Annotated in this window: 17 protein-coding genes; 3 read left to right on the top strand and 14 right to left on the bottom strand. The window is 63.7% G+C overall.

Translation table 11 applies throughout. The annotated features are described in order from the left end of the window. Positions 1-44: 44 nt before the first annotated feature. Positions 45-524 carry a DUF411 domain-containing protein gene (locus tag K3148_RS04195; protein ID WP_221426066.1) on the top strand — a complete coding sequence of 160 codons (480 nt, stop codon included), beginning with the start codon at positions 45-47 and terminating at the stop codon, positions 522-524. Positions 525-630: 106 nt separating this feature from the next. On the opposite strand, the gene groL is transcribed toward K3148_RS04195, so the two are convergent. Both groL and groES read right to left on the bottom strand, forming a co-directional pair. Beyond that, positions 631-2,277: a chaperonin GroEL gene (groL, locus tag K3148_RS04190; protein ID WP_221426065.1), complete on the bottom strand. Its 1,647-nt coding sequence runs from the start codon at positions 2,275-2,277 to the stop codon at positions 631-633. A gap of 53 nt (positions 2,278-2,330) precedes the next feature. Beyond that, positions 2,331-2,618 carry a co-chaperone GroES gene (groES, locus tag K3148_RS04185; RefSeq protein WP_040966275.1) on the bottom strand — a complete coding sequence of 96 codons (288 nt, stop codon included), beginning with the start codon at positions 2,616-2,618 and terminating at the stop codon, positions 2,331-2,333. Positions 2,619-2,838: 220 nt separating this feature from the next. Between groES and K3148_RS04180 the strand changes: the two genes are divergently transcribed. Next, the gene (locus tag K3148_RS04180; RefSeq protein WP_221426064.1) at positions 2,839-3,672 is read left to right on the top strand and encodes a mechanosensitive ion channel family protein; all 834 of its coding nucleotides are present in this window, start codon (positions 2,839-2,841) and stop codon (positions 3,670-3,672) included. On the opposite strand, the gene K3148_RS04175 is transcribed toward K3148_RS04180, so the two are convergent. Continuing rightward, positions 3,653-5,092, bottom strand: coding sequence for an MATE family efflux transporter (locus K3148_RS04175; protein ID WP_221426063.1), 1,440 nt, complete (start codon positions 5,090-5,092; stop codon positions 3,653-3,655). The genes K3148_RS04180 and K3148_RS04175 overlap by 20 nt on opposite strands. Before the next feature lie 93 nt (positions 5,093-5,185). Further along, positions 5,186-5,551, bottom strand: coding sequence for a hypothetical protein (locus K3148_RS04170; protein WP_221426062.1), 366 nt, complete (start codon positions 5,549-5,551; stop codon positions 5,186-5,188). Between the two features lie 342 nt (positions 5,552-5,893). On the opposite strand from K3148_RS04170, the gene K3148_RS04165 reads away from it, so the two are divergent. After that, positions 5,894-6,577, top strand: coding sequence for a PilZ domain-containing protein (locus K3148_RS04165; RefSeq protein WP_221426061.1), 684 nt, complete (start codon positions 5,894-5,896; stop codon positions 6,575-6,577). Positions 6,578-6,583: 6 nt separating this feature from the next. On the opposite strand, the gene K3148_RS04160 is transcribed toward K3148_RS04165, so the two are convergent. From K3148_RS04160 to K3148_RS04115, 10 genes are read right to left on the bottom strand one after another with little or no spacing between them, the layout of a single operon-like run. Then, the gene (locus tag K3148_RS04160; RefSeq protein ID WP_221426060.1) at positions 6,584-7,237 is read right to left on the bottom strand and encodes a hypothetical protein; all 654 of its coding nucleotides are present in this window, start codon (positions 7,235-7,237) and stop codon (positions 6,584-6,586) included. Between the two features lie 26 nt (positions 7,238-7,263). After that, positions 7,264-7,683 carry a prepilin peptidase gene (locus K3148_RS04155; protein ID WP_221426059.1) on the bottom strand — a complete coding sequence of 140 codons (420 nt, stop codon included), beginning with the start codon at positions 7,681-7,683 and terminating at the stop codon, positions 7,264-7,266. A 47-nt stretch (positions 7,684-7,730) separates the two neighbouring features. Then, positions 7,731-8,501 carry a tetratricopeptide repeat protein gene (locus K3148_RS04150; protein WP_221426058.1) on the bottom strand — a complete coding sequence of 257 codons (771 nt, stop codon included), beginning with the start codon at positions 8,499-8,501 and terminating at the stop codon, positions 7,731-7,733. A gap of 3 nt (positions 8,502-8,504) precedes the next feature. Next, a complete protein-coding gene (locus K3148_RS04145) occupies positions 8,505-9,473 on the bottom strand; it encodes a type II secretion system F family protein (RefSeq protein ID WP_221426057.1) in 969 nt (322 codons plus the stop codon). A gap of 1 nt (position 9,474) precedes the next feature. Beyond that, the gene (locus K3148_RS04140) at positions 9,475-10,476 is read right to left on the bottom strand and encodes a type II secretion system F family protein (RefSeq protein WP_221426056.1); all 1,002 of its coding nucleotides are present in this window, start codon (positions 10,474-10,476) and stop codon (positions 9,475-9,477) included. Between the two features lies 1 nt (position 10,477). After that, a complete protein-coding gene (locus K3148_RS04135; protein WP_247711637.1) occupies positions 10,478-11,866 on the bottom strand; it encodes a TadA family conjugal transfer-associated ATPase in 1,389 nt (462 codons plus the stop codon). 3 nt (positions 11,867-11,869) lie between these two features. Continuing rightward, entirely contained in the window at positions 11,870-13,054 is a 1,185-nt protein-coding gene (locus K3148_RS04130) for a CpaE/TadZ family protein (protein ID WP_221426055.1), read from the bottom strand. A gap of 7 nt (positions 13,055-13,061) precedes the next feature. Beyond that, positions 13,062-13,661 carry a TadE/TadG family type IV pilus assembly protein gene (locus K3148_RS04125; RefSeq protein ID WP_221426054.1) on the bottom strand — a complete coding sequence of 200 codons (600 nt, stop codon included), beginning with the start codon at positions 13,659-13,661 and terminating at the stop codon, positions 13,062-13,064. Beyond that, positions 13,658-14,152, bottom strand: coding sequence for a TadE/TadG family type IV pilus assembly protein (locus tag K3148_RS04120; RefSeq protein ID WP_221426053.1), 495 nt, complete (start codon positions 14,150-14,152; stop codon positions 13,658-13,660). The genes K3148_RS04125 and K3148_RS04120 overlap by 4 nt, the downstream gene beginning before the upstream one ends. Then, the gene (locus K3148_RS04115; protein WP_221426052.1) at positions 14,149-15,714 is read right to left on the bottom strand and encodes a TadE/TadG family type IV pilus assembly protein; all 1,566 of its coding nucleotides are present in this window, start codon (positions 15,712-15,714) and stop codon (positions 14,149-14,151) included. Before K3148_RS04115 ends, K3148_RS04120 begins: the two co-directional genes overlap by 4 nt. Between the last annotated feature and the right edge of the window lie 7 nt (positions 15,715-15,721).

The following is a 15,721-nucleotide window of genomic DNA, read 5'->3' as shown; positions in this document are numbered from 1 at the left end:
TCGGGCTGGACTTCTGGTAAGAACCTTAGGAGGAGACCTACCCGATGACGCTATCCGCCCTGACCCGTAGCCCGCTTGTCCTCTCGCTCGGCCTTGCGCTGACGGCTTGCGCCGGGGCCGCGCAGGCAACCGAGATCGCCATGTATCGCGATCCCAATTGCGGTTGCTGCCTAGCCTGGCTCGACCACGCGAAGAGCTGGTTCGGCGAAGCGGACGACGAGGTGTCGACGAAGACCATCGAGAGCCAGAACATCGCATCGGTGAAGGAAGAGTTCGGCGTACCGGCTGACCTCGTCTCCTGCCACACGGCGATTATCGAGGGCTATGTGATCGAGGGCCATGTCCCGGCCGCCGATGTCCAGCGGCTGCTTGCCGCGCGTCCCGAGGGCGTGACCGGGCTGGCCGTACCGGGTATGCCCATCGGCTCGCCCGGCATGGAAATGGGCGACCGCAAGGATGCCTATCAGGTAATCGCGTTCGGTCCCGAAGGCCGCGCGGTCTGGTCGAGCTATCCGGGCAGTTAACTTCACCGATCCGCCCGGCATCAATCGGACCATCACGCAAAAAAGGCCCGGCAGGATCGCTCCCGCCGGGCCTCTTTGTCGGTGCCTCTCGGCTGGTCGGTAAGGCTTAGAAGCCCATGCCGCCCATACCGCCCATGCCGCCCATGTCGGGCATTGCGGGCGCGGCCTTGTCTTCCGGCTTGTCGACGACGGCAGCTTCCGTCGTGATCAGCAGGCCGGCGACCGAAGCAGCGTTCTGCAGCGCGGTGCGGACGACCTTGGTCGGGTCGATGACGCCGGCAGCCACGAGGTTTTCGTAGGTGTCGTTGGCTGCGTTGAAGCCGAGGGTTTCGTCATTGCTGTCGAACAGCTTGCCCGAAACGACCGCACCGTCATGGCCGGCGTTGGTGGCAATCTGGCGGACCGGAGCGGTCAGCGCACGGCGGACGATGTCGATGCCGCGGGTCTGGTCGTCGTTGACGCCAGCGAGGCCTTCGAGAGCCTTCGAAGCGTAGAGCAGCGCGGTACCGCCGCCCGGGACGATGCCTTCTTCAACGGCTGCGCGGGTGGCGTGGAGAGCGTCGTCAACGCGGTCCTTGCGTTCCTTCACTTCGACTTCGGTAGCACCGCCGACCTTGATGACGGCCACGCCGCCAGCGAGCTTGGCAAGGCGTTCCTGCAGCTTCTCGCGGTCGTAGTCGCTCGAGGTGTTGTCGATCTGCGTACGGATTTCCGAAACGCGGGCCTTGATGTCGTCTTCCGAGCCGGCACCGTCGACGATGGTCGTGTTGTCCTTGTCGATGGTGACGCGCTTCGCTTCACCGAGCATGCCCAGCGTGACGTTTTCCAGCTTGATGCCGAGGTCTTCGGAAATCATCTCGCCCTTGGTGAGGATCGAGATGTCCTGCAGCATGGCCTTGCGACGATCGCCGAAGCCCGGTGCCTTGACGGCTGCAACCTTGAGGCCGCCGCGCAGCTTGTTGACCACGAGGGTCGCCAGCGCTTCGCCTTCGATGTCTTCCGCGATGATCAGCAGCGGACGGCCCGACTGGACAGCCGCTTCGAGAACCGGGAGCATCGCCTGAAGGTTCGAGAGCTTCTTCTCGTGGATCAGGATGTACGGGTTTTCGAGTTCGACCGTCATCTTTTCCGGGTTGGTGATGAAGTAGGGCGACAGGTAGCCGCGGTCGAACTGCATGCCTTCGACGGTTTCGAGCTCGAATTCGAGACCCTTGCTCTCGTCGACGGTGATCACGCCTTCCTTGCCGACCTTTTCCATGGCTTCGGCGATCTTCTCGCCGACTTCACGGTCGCCATTGGCCGAGATGATGCCGACCTGCGCGATTTCTTCGCTGCCCGACACTTCCTTCGAGCGGTTGGCGAGGTCTGCGACGACCTTCTCGACAGCGAGGTCGATGCCGCGCTTGAGGTCCATCGGGTTCATGCCCGCTGCGACCGACTTCATGCCTTCGGTCACGATCGACTGGGCAAGAACGGTTGCAGTGGTGGTGCCGTCACCGGCGGCGTCGTTCGACTTCGAAGCGACTTCCTTGAGCATCTGCGCGCCCATGTTCTCGAACTTGTCCTTGAGTTCGATTTCCTTGGCGACGGAAACGCCGTCCTTGGTGATGCGGGGTGCGCCGAAGCTCTTGTCGATCACGACATTGCGGCCCTTGGGGCCGAGCGTGACCTTGACGGCGTTGGCGAGGGTGTCGACGCCGCGCAGGATGCCTTCGCGCGCGTCGCGGCCGAACTTAACGTCCTTGGCTGCCATTGGTGTTTCTCCTGGAATTGGTTTCTAGTGTTGGAAAGCGTGGCGGATCGGGCTCAGCCCATGATCCCCATGATGTCGCTTTCCTTCATGATCAGCAGGTCTTCGCCGTCGAGCTTGATCTCGGTGCCGGACCACTTGCCGAACAGAACGCGGTCGCCAGCCTTCACGTCGAGCGGGGTGACGGTGCCGTCTTCGGCTTTCGCACCTGCGCCGACAGCGACGACTTCGCCTTCGCTCGGCTTTTCCTTGGCGCTGTCGGGAATGATGATCCCGCCGGCGGTCTTTTCTTCTGCTTCGATGCGGCGCACGAGAACGCGGTCGTGCAACGGACGAAATGCCATAGTGATGACCTTTCAGTTGGTTTGAAATGTTGGTTGGCACTCCCGGTGCGAGAGTGCCAGTGGCGCGGATATGTTGACGCGCCTGCGCGGAGTCAACGGGTGCACATGCAAAAAATTTCCGCGTAATGGGCTGGGCCGTGGCCTGGGGTGGCCAGACCGCATCACAACTCCTATCGAGCCGCGAAAATTCGCCCTTTATTCGATCACTGGAGCCCAATTCATGCAGACCGACAAGGCCGTTTCGGCCCTGACCATCCCCGAGCACGCCCTTCTGTGGCTGCGGCTCAACATGATGGACATCGCCGGCGCCTTCGCCGTGCTGATCTTCGGACTGCTCGCCGCCAAGCTCATTTCTAGCTGGGTCGAACGGGCGCTGGCGCGTTCGGACCGGTTCGATGCGACGGTCGCGAACTTCCTCTCCAACCTCGTCAAATACGCGCTCTGGGCGCTGGTGATCGTCACCGTGCTCACGCAATTCGGAGTGGAGACGACCTCTATCCTGGCCGCGCTAGGCGGCATGGCGCTGGCGGTCGGCCTCGCGCTGCAGGGCACGCTGAGCAATGTCGCCTCGGGCGTGATGATCCTCGTCCAGCGACCTTTCAAGATCGGCGAGGCGATCTCGGCGGCGTCGGTCACCGGCACCGTCCAGCAGATCGGGCTCTTCACGACCGAGCTCAAGCAGTTCGACGGCCTCTTTGTGATGGTGCCCAATTCCGAGCTGTGGAACCAGGCGATCGTCAATTTCCATCGCCACCCGATCCGCCGCTTCGAGCTGATCGTCGGCATCGCTTACTCGGACAGCATGGAGCAGGCCCGCAAGGAATTGCTGGCGCTGGCCGCTGCCGACGAGCGCGTGCTGGACGATCCCAAGCCAGTAGCCTTCGTCGCCTCGCTCGACGACAGTTCGGTGGGCATCGGCCTGCGCGTCTGGTGTACGACGGGCGATTTCGTCGCGGTGAGCTGGGACCTGACCGAACGGGCCAAGGCCCGCTTCGACGATGTCGGTATCTCGATCCCGTTCCCGCAGCGCGAGGTCACGCAGCGGGCGGCTTGATTGCCTCTGGCCTGACCGTCAGCCCTAGCCGGTCTCGGCGCGCCCACCGGTACGTCAGCAGGATGGCGGCCACGGTCAGGCCGGTCGCAAGGCCGATCCACACGCCCATGCCTTCGAGCGGGGTGAAGAAACCGAGATAGACCGACGTCCCGATCCCCGGCACCCAGTATGAGAAGGCGGCGATCCACATCGGCACGCGCGTATCCTGTAGTCCCCGCAGCGCGCCCGCCGCGACGGCCTGCATGCCATCGAACAGCTGGAAGGCGGCGGCGATAGCGATGTACTGGAACGCAAAACCCACCAGAACCGCGTTTTTCGGGTCCCACGGGTCGATATAGATTGCGAGCAGCGGCTTGGGGATGACGATCATCGCCAGCGCGGTCACCGCCATGAAACCGGTGCCGATCACAATGCCCGCCCAGCCGGCACGGCGCATGCCTTCCCGATTCCGCGCGCCGTAGAAGTAGCCCACCCGAATTGTCGCTGCCTGCCCGACGCCGAAGGGTATCTGGAAGGCGAGCGCGGCGATCTGCAGTGCGACCGTGTGGGCCGCGAGCTGGGTCGCGCCGATATTGCCCATCAGGAAGGCCGCGGCGCCGAAGATACCGGCCTCGGCGGAGATGGTGAGCGCGATCGGCGTGCCGATGCGGGTGATATGCCAGAAGCGCGGCCAGTCTGGGAACCACCAGCGTCCGAAGATGCGGTAGCGGTAAAGCCGCGGGTCGAGCCGGATCGCGGCGACATAGGCCGCCAGCGTCACCAGGGTGGTGATGATCGTGGCGACCGCCGCGCCTCGCAGCCCAAGCTCCGGTGCGCCCAGATTGCCGAAGATGAAGGCGTAGTTCGCCAGCGCGTTCACGAAGATTCCGGCGGCGGTAATCGCGGTGGCGAAAATGGGTCGGTCCAGTGTCGAGACGAAGCTGCGCAGGACGTTGTTGATGAGAAAAGGCACCATCGAAAACACCAGGATGGTGTTGTATTCGAGCGCCAGCGCGATGATCTCGCTTTCCTGCCCCGTCGCCCGCATCAGCGGCCCGAGCAGCAGGCAGATGCCCATACCGGCAATACCGCTGAAGACCGCCAGCCACAGGGCCATGCGGACCGAACGGCGCACGGGCCTAAGCGCAGGCGCACGTTCGCCCAGCTCGGCAGCGGCAACAGGAGCTACGGCCCCGGTCAGGCCCGAGAGCGCCCACATGACCAAACCGAACAGCGCGATGGCGAGCGCCGATGCGGCAAGCTGGGCCTCTCCCAGGCGAGCGATGAAGATCACATCGATGGCGTAAGTCAGCATCTGCAGCAGGTTCGCCGCAGCAAGCGGCCAGCTCAGCTTCAGGGTCGCGGCAAATTCGCCGCGCCAGCCCTCGCTGCCGGATCCCGTTTCGGGGGGCAGGGGCAAAGGGGTGATGTCTTGTGTCATCGCATCGCGCTCTTAGGCGCCGGACGCAAAAGAGCCGACCCGCTTAGGCGGATCGGCTCCATAGCTCAAACACTGAATCTGTGGCGAGGGCGATCAGCCGCCGACGGCAACCTTCTTGCCTGCGGCCGCTGCGCTCGCCCGGCGATCGCTCTTGCGGCGGTTCTGGCGACGGCGGCTATAGCCGAAATAGGCATAGGCGTATTCGTCGCCCGACAGCAGTTGGCGGCCCGAGATGATCTCAAACGCGCCGCGCATGATGCGCGTCGCGAGCTTGCGCAGCGCGTCGACAGCCATGATCGCGTCGACCACCAGCAGGATCGGCAGCACCATGCACAGGACGAGATGTTTGCGCAGTTGGCGCGAGCTGTGCGCTTTGGGTGCGAAGCGCACGATCAGGGCACTCAGGAGGAAGGTGCTGGCCAGATAGGCCGGCACCGCGATCAAGGCGGCGGTTTGCATGTCACGATCCCAATGACGTTTGGTCTTGTTACGAAACTGGTAATGCCAGCTAAGTGTAAACCGAAAGCTACCGAAAGCTGGATTTTTCATGGTTTCGAAGAGCGACAGCCCGCTCTGCAGGGGCGACGACCTAAGTTGCTGCCCTCGGAATTATGTGCCGTTTCCGAAGACTTACTCTACCGGAAATGCAGATGGAGCCCTTGTCGAACTGTTTACCGCAAGGAACCGAAAAAACCCGATTAGCGGTCGTTCGGGCTGGAAAAGGCTGCCAAAATTGGACAAGCACTGGCATGTGGAACGTGCTAGGCAGTCCTTCAAACGGGGATAACAAACGGGGTTGATGTGACTGAAGCAGACGAAAGGGACCGGCGGCAACCGCGGCTGGTGCTGCGGCTGAGCACCGGCGTGGGCCAATCGGGCCGAGCTTTTGATGCCGAAATCCTGAATCTCTCGCGCGAAGGGATGCTGGTGAAAACCCAGGCCGAGCTGTCGTTGGACGACCCGCTCGAAGTCGTTTTGCCGCAAAGCGGCGCCGTAAAAGCAAAAGTCGTCTGGGGCGCGGACGAGCTTTACGGCTGCAGTTTCGCCACCCCGATTTCGCAGGAAGAGCTTGAGGCTGCGAACGATGTCGCCTCGCTCGACGACGATCCGGACCATCGCTTCGGTGTCGACCACGAGACGCTGGGAAGCCGGATCAAGCGCCTGCGCGTCACACGTGGGCACACCATGCGCGGCCTTGCCGAGCGCGTCGGGGTCAGCAAGCCGACGCTTTGGAAGTGGGAGGGCGACCAGGTGCGTCCCCGCCACGAAACGATGCAGCGCCTGGCGAATGAACTCGAAGTCAGCGAACTCGAGCTGGTTTACGGCGCGCCGGGGCTGGGCAAGGCGGCGGCCATTGCCGAAGGCGAAGCGGACGCGACCTTGTCGCTTGCCGAACTGGTGCGGGTGAGCCGCAGGCGGATCGCGCAGGCCGCTGGCGTCGATGAGGCCAGCGTCGACATCAATATCAACTGGGATAACGGCTGAGGCCTCTCAGGGGCGAAGGACCAACCGGTCCCGGACCGCATCGTAGCGCAGGTCGATACCCGCCGTTCGCACTCGGTCGAGCGAAAGCCGCCCGCTATCGCTAGCCGGGGGTACCTGGCTGACGCGCTCTCCAGCGCCGAGCCGGGCCAAGGCGCCAAGAAGTTCGTTACGATCGATTTCGATCAGGGCGTCTCCGATCAGGAAGATCGTGAGCCCGGTAGCCTCACCGCCTTCCGCTGCGAGTGTCTTGGCAACGCTCACCCCGCCCTTGGTGGAGGACACACCTTCGGGGAGGGAATAGTCGATCGGCAATATCCCGTTGGCATCGGCTTTTACGCGCGCTGCAGGCGTGATCTTGCGTTGCGTCTCCGGCCGACTCGCCAAGCGGGTTGCCGGGCGAGGCATCACCGGACTGTCCTCCTGACTCTCCGGGAATTCGATTCCAAGCGGATCGCGAGGCGATAGCTGCAAGGCCGCGTAGTCGTGATTTTCGTGTCCGAAGGTGACGATACGTTCTTCAGGCACCTTGGCCAGAGACACGCGAACCACCGCCCCGCTCGAATGGGCAGGACGCATGCTCCACGAGAAAAGGCAGATCGTCGCCAGGGTGACAAGCAGCACCATCCAGCGGCCGACTTGTGCCGGGATCAGGGGCACCATCTGCCCTTGGCTAGCGCGCATCCGGATCATGGCAATTTGAGGAGGGCGAAGCCGATCGAACCGGCGGCAATCGCCACCCCATAAGGAAGCTTGGCAAAATCGTCCGCGCCCTTGGGCGTGCGGATCGTACGCTTGGCCACCATCCAGGCCAGCAGCAGGACAAAACCTGCGCCGATGATCGTGACGAACAGGCCCAGCATGTCGGCGATCGGGAAAAAGGCTGCGCAGGCCGTGTAGAACTTGGCGTCGCCCGCGCCGAACAGGCCGGTCAGATATATGACGTAGCCGAGTACAAACGCCGCGGCGGCGTGGGCGAAATGCAGGCCGAGGCCAGTCCACGCGCTGCTGGCGAAGGCAAGGGCGAGGCCCGCCACCAGCATGATCGCGCACAGGATGTTCGGCAGTTTACGGGTGACTACATCCAGGGCTGCGCCGGAGGCGGCCAAGACCCCAAGTGTGCCAAGCCAGATTGTCGCCGCGCCCATCAGCCCAGTCAGTTCTTGTCGGAACCGGCGCGGCGCGCCGGCAGGGTCACGCGAACCGGATAGTTTGCATTACCCTGCGCAACGCCGACGCGCACGCGCGGCTGCATAGCGGGCGCGGCCGAACCGATACGCATCTCCGCCGGACGTGCGGTCTGCGGTGCGCTCGGTGCCTCGCCGGAGATGCGAACCCGGATGGGGGTCGCCGCGGTGCGAACCGGCGCGGGGCTCGAAGTCGACACGCGGGTCGAAGTGGCGGGACCCGAAAGCGTGATCGTGCGCTTTTCGCCGCCGCTCTCGACGACACGCGTGTCGGCCACTGGTTCGGCCGGCACGGCCGCCTCGCTCTGCGCGTATTCGGCAAAAGCTTCGGCGACGGTCTGGCGCTGGGCGTGGAGCGCCCGGGCGCTGCGCGAAAGGTCGCTGCGATAGAAACGGTCGAGATTGGCGGCAAAGCGCTCGTTATCGGCATCGACGCGCGTGGCGGCGATGAAATAGCGCTCCGCAAGATCGCCGCGTCCAAGGCGCGCATAAGCGACGCCGAGCGCGTTCAGCGCTTCGCCGCAGGTCTGCGGGTTGAGCGCGGCGCGATGCAGCGGAGAAAGCGCGTTGCCGGCAGCGCCAGCGCGCAGGGCATCCTTGCCCTCTTCCAGATCCGCCTCGCCGATGGCGTATTGCGGCGCGGAGGAATGGCGCGAGAAATCGAACGCCTGGACGAAGCTCTTGCAGCCGCCGAGGCTGGTGGCGAGCGCTACGAGCGCCAGAGTGGTTGCGGGTTTCATGATTTAGCCCCCCATTGATGGCAAGATTTCGCGCACGACGCCAACGGCCGCGGGCAGGATGAGAACGCCGATCATCACCGGCAGCATGCAGGTGACGAGCGGGATCGAGATGAGGACCGGCAGCCGGTGCGCCTTCTCCTCGGCACGCATACGGCGCGCCTCGCGCATTTCGGAGGCATAGACGCGCAGCGTGCTGGAGATGCTGGTGCCGAGCTTGTCCGACTGGATCATCAGGGTCGCAAAGCTCTTGATTTCGTCGACGCCCGAAGTGCTGCCGAGGCGGCGCATGGCTTCCTCGCGGCTGGCACCGGCGCGCATCATCAGCGTCGTCTCCGTGAAGAGCGCGGCGACGAGCGGGTGGGTAGACGCAATCTCGCGGCCGACGCGGTCGAGTGCCGCCTCGAGGCCGAGGCCTGCCTCGACGCAGACCAGCAGCAAATCCAGGGCATCGGGAAAACCGTTGATGATCGCCTGCTGGCGGCGATCGGCCTTCGCCTGCACGAAGAGATAGGGAACGTAAAAACCGAAAAGGGCACCAGCCGCGCAGAAGAAATAGATTTTCAGGGCGCTGGGCGGTTCGGGCGAGGTGAAGACCGTGAGCAGCACGAGCGAGGGAACCGCCAGCACCATGATGACGCGGATGAGCGTGTAGATACGCGGGGCTGCGGAGCTGCGGAAGCCGGCGGCTTTCAGCAGCTTCACCATCTTGTCGTTTTCGGTGTCGGTCAGTTTGATGCCGGAGCTTTCGATCGACTCCGTGATCCTGGCCCAGCGACCTTCACGCTCGCGCTGGAGCACGCTTGTCTGGAAGCTTTGCGATTCCTCGGTGCCGAGCTTGGCCAGCTGGCGTCCGGCCGTGCGACGGTTGGCGGCCCAATTGACGCCGATCAGCACGATCACGACGGCCAGAGCGAAGATCAGCCCCAGGATCAGGATGCGGACGAACCAGTTGGAGATCGCAAGTTCAAGCATGTCAGACCTTGATGTCGATCATCTTGCGGATCACGATCACGCCGAAGATGTAGAGGACGACGAGGGTGATCGAGCCGTAGATGAAGATCGGGTCCTCGATCACGTCGAGATAGAATTGCGGCGTGCCCACGAAGACGCTGACGAAAGCGAACACGGGGAGCACCGTCAGCATCCAGCCGGTCATGCGGCCTTCCGAACTGAGCGCGCGGACCTTCATGAACATCGAGGCGCGGGCGCGGATGACCGTAGCAAGGTTTTCGAGGATTTCGGCGAGGTTGCCGCCGGTCTCGCTCTGGACGGCCAGCGAGACGACGAACATGCGCATGTCTTCCAGGTCCCAGCGTTCGGCCATGGCGTTGAGCGCGGTGACGAGGTCGGCGCCATAGGTCACCTCGTCGGCGACAAGACCGAATTCGGTGCCGATGGGATCTTCCATTTCGCGCGTGAGCAGTTCGATCGCCGAAGCGACCGGATGGCCCGAACGCAGGGCGCGCACGAAGATATCGAGCGCGACGGGGAACTGCTTTTCCACCTTTCGCCGGCGGGCAGCTGCGATCCGCTGGAGGACGAGGTAGGGCAGGACCACGGCAAGCGCGATCGAGAAGAGCAGCGCAAGCTGGATCACACCGAACCCGATGCCCACACCGAAGCTCAGCGATACGACGATCACCAGCGCGAAGACGCACAGCGCGGCGATACCCATGACCGAGGCGACCTGCGCGGTGCCGAAGGGAATGGCCGAGGCGAAGACCGCGCGATTGAAATTCTCGACCAGGCCACGGATGATCGGCGGCAGGCCGACATACTGGCGCGGGCTGTTCTTGAGCAGCTGCGCGATCAATTCGTCCCGGTCCACGCCCGACTGGATCAGCTGGAGACGGCGGTTGACCGCGTTGGAATAAGACTTCTTCTCCGCCGCCGCGCGCGCAAAGCTTTGCGCCGCGAGAAACACCGCGATGAACACGGCGAGGAGGAAGAGCACGCGGACGATGATTTCGGTCATGTCAGCCGATCCTCATTTCCGGGCGGAACAGTTCGGGCGGCAGCTTGATGCCATGCGCCTCGGCGTCCTGCAGGAACTTGGGTCGGATCCCGGTCGCCTCGAAGTGGCCCTGCACGGTGCCGTCATCGTCGCGTCCGGTCATCTTGAAGCGGAAGATTTCCTGCATGGTGATGGTCTCGCCCTCCATGCCGGTCAGTTCCGACAGGCTCTTCACCTTGCGGCGACCGTCGGACAAGCGTCCGACCTGCACCACGACGTTGAGTGCCGATGCGATCTGCGCGCGCGAGGATTTCGCGGTGATGTCGATTCCGCTCATGCCGATCATCTGCTCGACGCGGGAAAGCGCATCGCGCGGGGTGTTGGCGTGGACCGTGGTCATCGAACCGTCGTGGCCCGTGTTCATGGCCTGGAGCATGTCGAAGGCCTCACCGGCGCGAACTTCGCCCACGATGATGCGGTCGGGGCGCATACGCAGGGCGTTCTTGACGAGATCGCGCTGGGTGACTTCGCCCTTGCCCTCGATATTGGGCGGGCGGGTTTCGAGGCGGGCGACGTGCGCCTGCTGGAGCTGGAGCTCGGCCGAATCCTCGATCGTGACGATACGCTCCTGCTCGTCGATGAAGCTCGACATGGCGTTGAGGAGCGTCGTCTTGCCCGAACCCGTACCGCCCGAGATCAGCACATTGCGGCGCGAGGCGACAATCGCTTCGAGCACCTGCGCCATATCTTCAGGGATCGAGCCCAGACCGATCATCTTCTGGATGCTGATAGGCGACTTGGCGAACTTACGAATGGAAAGCAGTGAGCCATCGATCGCGAGCGGCGCGACGATGGCGTTGACGCGGCTGCCGTCGGCAAGGCGGGCATCGACGAAGGGCGAGCTTTCGTCCACCCGGCGACCGACCGCGCTGACGATCTTCTGGATCACGCGCATCAGGTGCTTTTCGTCCTGGAAGCGGGTCGATACGCGTTCGAGCTGGCCGCGCTTTTCGACGAAGACGGTGTCGTGGCCGTTGACCAGAATATCGGTAATCGTGTCGTCCTGCAGCAGCGGCTCCAGCGGACCGAGCCCGAGCAGTTCGTCGACCACCTCCTGGATGAGGTCCTCGCGTTCCTGGCGGTTCAGCGGCTTGTCGAAATCGGCCACCAGCTCGGGCATGATCGCCGCGATCTGGCTCTTGATCTGGTCGACCGGGGTCTTGTCCAGCATCCCCAGGTTAAGCCGGTCGAGCAGGGCCTTGTGGATCGAGACCTTGAGGTCCAGCATCGCTTCGCGCTGCTGGTCCTTCTCGCCGAACAGGATGCGTTCCTGCTCCTCTTCGTCCGGGACGAAGGCGGTTTCGATTTCAGATCCCTGTTGCGGTTCGTCCGCACGCCTGACTTTCCACATGGCTCAGCCCTCCTCGACAAGCGCAAGCAAGTGGTCGGCCAGCGCCTCGACATCGGAGGCGAACCGGCTCTTGCGCTGGACATCACGTACCAGAACGCCCTGGGCCTGTGCCTGCTCGATCAGCTGTGTCTCGGAATGGACCACGCCCGCGATCATGTGGCCGAGGGCGTCCTCGATGCCGCGACGGTCGAGCTTCTTGAACATGCCGGAGGCTTCGTTGTTGAGCGCGATGGCGACGCGGTCGGGGCGATAGTCGAAGCCCTGCAGCAGCTGCAGCTTGCGCTTGACCTGGCGCAGGGAGGCAATCGTGCTGTTACCAACAAGCAGGACCGCATCGGCGGCCAGCAGCGTCGACATCGCCCAGTTTGTGAGACTGGCGGGCATGTCGAACAGGACGACATCGTATTTGCGCCGGGCGAGGGCGACGACCGCGTTGAGCGCGCTGAGCTCGATCTCCTCGATAGGCACGATGTCGGTGGGCGCGGCAATGACGTCGAAGGTCTTGCGCCCGGCTACGGCAACCGATTTGAACAGCTCGTCATCAAGGCGAGTACCGGCTTCGACGAGATCGATCAGCGACTTTTTCGAACCGGTTTCAAGATAGGACGCGACATCGCCGGCCTGAAGGTCGAGATCGATCACGCAGGCCCGCGCATCGCGGCCAAGCTCGCGGCTCATCGCGTCGGCAAGATGGGTCGCCAGCGTCGTCGCCCCTACGCCGCCGACGCATTTCTGGACCGCAATGACGGGCGCCAGCTGCACGTCCTGCTCCTGCGGCGCATCGCCCAGCTCGCGCTCGACCTCGAGCACGGCGGTGAGCAATTCGTCGACGGTGAAGGGCATCGCCACCACGTCGCCAATGCCCTTGCGCAGCATCAGGCGGGTGATCGAAAGATCGACCTGCGGCAGGCCGGCAATGATTGCGAGATCCGGTCGTGCGGCGCGCAGCGTGTCGAGCCGGGAGATCGAGCGGCGGTCGGACGGGTCGACTTCGACCACTGCGATCCGCGCCTGCTCCACCAGTTCCGCCGGCAGCGCCTGCGACGGGTTTATTTCGACCAGCGTGACCGTTTCGGCCAGCGAGTCGAGCCCGTCGAGAGCGTCGGGGCGGGCGAAGACGAAGACCTGTTCCGGGAGTCCGGCCATTGCGCTTGTCCCCGCCGTGTTGATGTTTTCGAAATTGCTCATGCTCATATCAATTCGCGTAATCCCCTTCGCCGTCCTCGGAGGTCAGCGAATAGGTGAAGTCAGGTAAGTCGACCGAGCCGATCAGGATGCCATAGAGCGGTCGGTGCTCCATGTTGATCAAGCTTACGGTGACGATGGGTGCGACGTCGGGACCGTTGGGGTCTCCTGAATATCCGAGCCCCGACCAGTCGTAATCGATCTGGACGTTTGCGGGGGTGATGTTGCTTTTGAAGTCCTGCATCCGCTCGACGATCGCGTCGAAAGCGTCGCTGTTTGCCGTGGTGCTGAAATCGCACTGGCCTTTGCAGGTGCAGCCGGTGCTGGTGCAGGTAACCCCGGGGAAGGACGATTGCGGGACGACGGTTCCCTGCGGGATGCCGCCGTCGGTCGCGAAGCTATAGGTCGCAAGGCCCGAGGGTACGAGATCGGTCGCCACGGCCCAGCGCGCGCCCATCTGGCTCGCCTTTTCGCCGCGGTTAAGGGTCCAGGCGTAAAAGCCGACATCGATGATGCCGAGCAGGAACAGGATCAGGATCGGCAGGACCAGCGCAAACTCGGCCGCCATGGCGCCGGCGCTGTTGCGCAAGAAGGCGGCGAAACGTCTCATATGCCGTTCACCACGGCTTCGGCGCTCGCCTGCACCTTGACCGAGGAATCGATCAAACCAAGCGCCTCAAAGAGCGAGTTGTAATTCGTGCTCGCCTGCACCAGCACGATGGGTGCGCCGCCATTGGTGCCGCGGAAGATCCCGAGATCCTCGTAAGAATCGTCGCACCGGTGCGAGACACTTATGTCGGCAAGGGCGAGGTTGGGGACGCGTGCGGTCTGGCCGGAGATCGTGCCCGTTCGCGTCACCTGCTGCACCTGTGCCACGGCAGTCGAATCGATCGTGCCGCCGCAGGGATAGTTGCTGAAACCGAGACGACCGGCGTAGCGAGCGCCCTCGCGCACGGCCTTGATGATCTTCTGTTCGGTATAGAAGTAGTGGCCCGCTTCGAACCCGGCGAACATCAGCACCAGCAGCAGCGGCACCATCAGCGCCATTTCGGTCGCTGCGGCACCGCGCGTGTCGCGAAGGAAGGCGGAGAGACTGCTCATTCGATCAAGTACGGAACGTCCTTGCGGACCTTCTGCCCTTCCGTAGCGCCGCCGCCCAGCACGGTTTCGCCAATGATTTCGACATAGACGTCGCTCGCTTCGGTCAGCTGGTTGCCACCGCTTCCACGAGCCGCTGAAGGCTCGACAAGGAAGACGTCGATGAACTTCAGGATCGGCGCGTCGGTGCTGCTGGCGCTGACCGCCTCGTCGATGCAATTGATGATCGCGATGGAGAGCACGCGGCGATCGGGGGTGCTGGCCGGAGGAATCCCTGCCGGACCGCAGATTGGAGCGCCTTGGACATAACCGGATGTAAGCGCACCGCGCGTGCCGGTCAGGCCTTCGTCATATTCCCAGCGGTACTGCTGGTATCGCGTCGGCTGAGTGCGGCCCTCTAGCTCGTCATAGCCATAGCTGTCCCAGCTCGTCGGGCGCGTGCCGAAATAGCCCTGATAGCTTCCGTAGTAGGCGTCGCGGTCCCAATTGCCGTCGCCCATACGTCCGAATGCGCAGTCGCCCAGCTTGCTCCAGGCATGACACTTGTCGCGCGGGTAGCCCATCGGGTCGAGCAATGTGTAGTCCGTGCCACCCGGTAGCGCTCCCGACTGGTTCGGTCGGTAAGGGGCCCCGCCGACGCTGAAGCCCTGCGGACCGATTGCGCAAGCGTTGCCATTGGTATTCAGGTTGGGCTTCACGAGATCGATTCGCGAATTGCCGGAGGCGGGGCAGTTGACCCCGTCGGTACCGCAGATGTTTAGACCGTTGGCGTAGACGCCCATGCGGGTGTTCAGCGCGTCCAGCACGCTTACCTGCACACCCGGTTTGATGTCCGCGCCGTCCGTCGCAATACAATTGCCCGGCGGCGTGGGCAGGCCGAGCACAGCGCGGGTCGCAGAGGCGCCCGATCCCGCGTCGGTTTCCAAATAACCGAAGACGCCTGGGACATAGCCGCCCTGATCATTCGCGATCAGGCGCAGGCCCTTGCCGGCATGCGCCGTGGTGTCGAAATCGAGCGAGCCGGTCGCTTCCTCCGGATTGCACATCATCACCGGCGGGACCTTGCAGATCGCCGACCCCAGACCGGCAAAGGCAATGCCCTGGATGTCGGGCGAAGTCAGCAGGCCGGTGATCGGCAGGAGGTAATAATCGACCGAGCGCGCATCGACCCAGACCTCGACATAATTGGCGTTGTCGTCGGCATCGGCGGCGGTGGTCTTTTCCTTGTCCTGGTAGAACCGGATCTGGCCCGTCGCGTCGCAGGCGGTTTCGGCCGTTACGGTGACGAACTGGCTGTCGGAAGACAGGACGACGAGGTTCTGCAACATGCCCGAGGCCGCGTTGGCAGCGCGCTCGCACGCTCCTGCACGCCCGTCGAGCTGGCTTGCCGCGGCAAGCGCTGCCTGGTCCGCGCCGTTCTGCAGCTCGCTGTCCATGCCCATGACGCGGGCATAGTCCATTGCCACGCCGGCGAACGCGACAAGCGGTATCAGCGCGAGTGCATAGGTGGCCGCAACCGCCCCGCTCTCGTCGCCAAGGAACCGCTTAACCGTGTTCACCTTCATGGTTCAT

Origin of the sequence: Qipengyuania aurantiaca (assembly GCF_019711375.1) — a bacterium.
In the GTDB taxonomy this organism is placed as follows: Bacteria; Pseudomonadota; Alphaproteobacteria; order Sphingomonadales; family Sphingomonadaceae; genus Qipengyuania; species Qipengyuania aurantiaca.
This window is presented reverse-complemented; position numbering and strand designations above follow the sequence as displayed.

Excerpts from the sequence above, each read along its gene's own strand:
- K3148_RS04150 (WP_221426058.1), bottom strand. The coding sequence starts at position 8,501 with ATGAAACCCGCAACCACTCTGGCGCTCGTAGCGCTCGCCACCAGCCTC.
- groL (WP_221426065.1), bottom strand. The coding sequence starts at position 2,277 with ATGGCAGCCAAGGACGTTAAGTTCGGCCGCGACGCGCGCGAAGGCATC.
- K3148_RS04130 (WP_221426055.1), bottom strand. The coding sequence starts at position 13,054 with ATGAGCAATTTCGAAAACATCAACACGGCGGGGACAAGCGCAATGGCC.
- K3148_RS04140 (WP_221426056.1), bottom strand. The coding sequence starts at position 10,476 with ATGACCGAAATCATCGTCCGCGTGCTCTTCCTCCTCGCCGTGTTCATC.
- K3148_RS04195 (WP_221426066.1), top strand. The coding sequence starts at position 45 with ATGACGCTATCCGCCCTGACCCGTAGCCCGCTTGTCCTCTCGCTCGGC.
- K3148_RS04160 (WP_221426060.1), bottom strand. The coding sequence starts at position 7,237 with ATGGTGCCCCTGATCCCGGCACAAGTCGGCCGCTGGATGGTGCTGCTT.
- K3148_RS04170 (WP_221426062.1), bottom strand. The coding sequence starts at position 5,551 with ATGCAAACCGCCGCCTTGATCGCGGTGCCGGCCTATCTGGCCAGCACC.
- K3148_RS04125 (WP_221426054.1), bottom strand. The coding sequence starts at position 13,661 with ATGAGACGTTTCGCCGCCTTCTTGCGCAACAGCGCCGGCGCCATGGCG.
- K3148_RS04135 (WP_247711637.1), bottom strand. The coding sequence starts at position 11,866 with ATGTGGAAAGTCAGGCGTGCGGACGAACCGCAACAGGGATCTGAAATC.
- K3148_RS04115 (WP_221426052.1), bottom strand. The coding sequence starts at position 15,714 with ATGAAGGTGAACACGGTTAAGCGGTTCCTTGGCGACGAGAGCGGGGCG.
- K3148_RS04175 (WP_221426063.1), bottom strand. The coding sequence starts at position 5,092 with ATGACACAAGACATCACCCCTTTGCCCCTGCCCCCCGAAACGGGATCC.
- K3148_RS04120 (WP_221426053.1), bottom strand. The coding sequence starts at position 14,152 with ATGAGCAGTCTCTCCGCCTTCCTTCGCGACACGCGCGGTGCCGCAGCG.
- K3148_RS04145 (WP_221426057.1), bottom strand. The coding sequence starts at position 9,473 with ATGCTTGAACTTGCGATCTCCAACTGGTTCGTCCGCATCCTGATCCTG.
- groES (WP_040966275.1), bottom strand. The coding sequence starts at position 2,618 with ATGGCATTTCGTCCGTTGCACGACCGCGTTCTCGTGCGCCGCATCGAA.
- K3148_RS04180 (WP_221426064.1), top strand. The coding sequence starts at position 2,839 with ATGCAGACCGACAAGGCCGTTTCGGCCCTGACCATCCCCGAGCACGCC.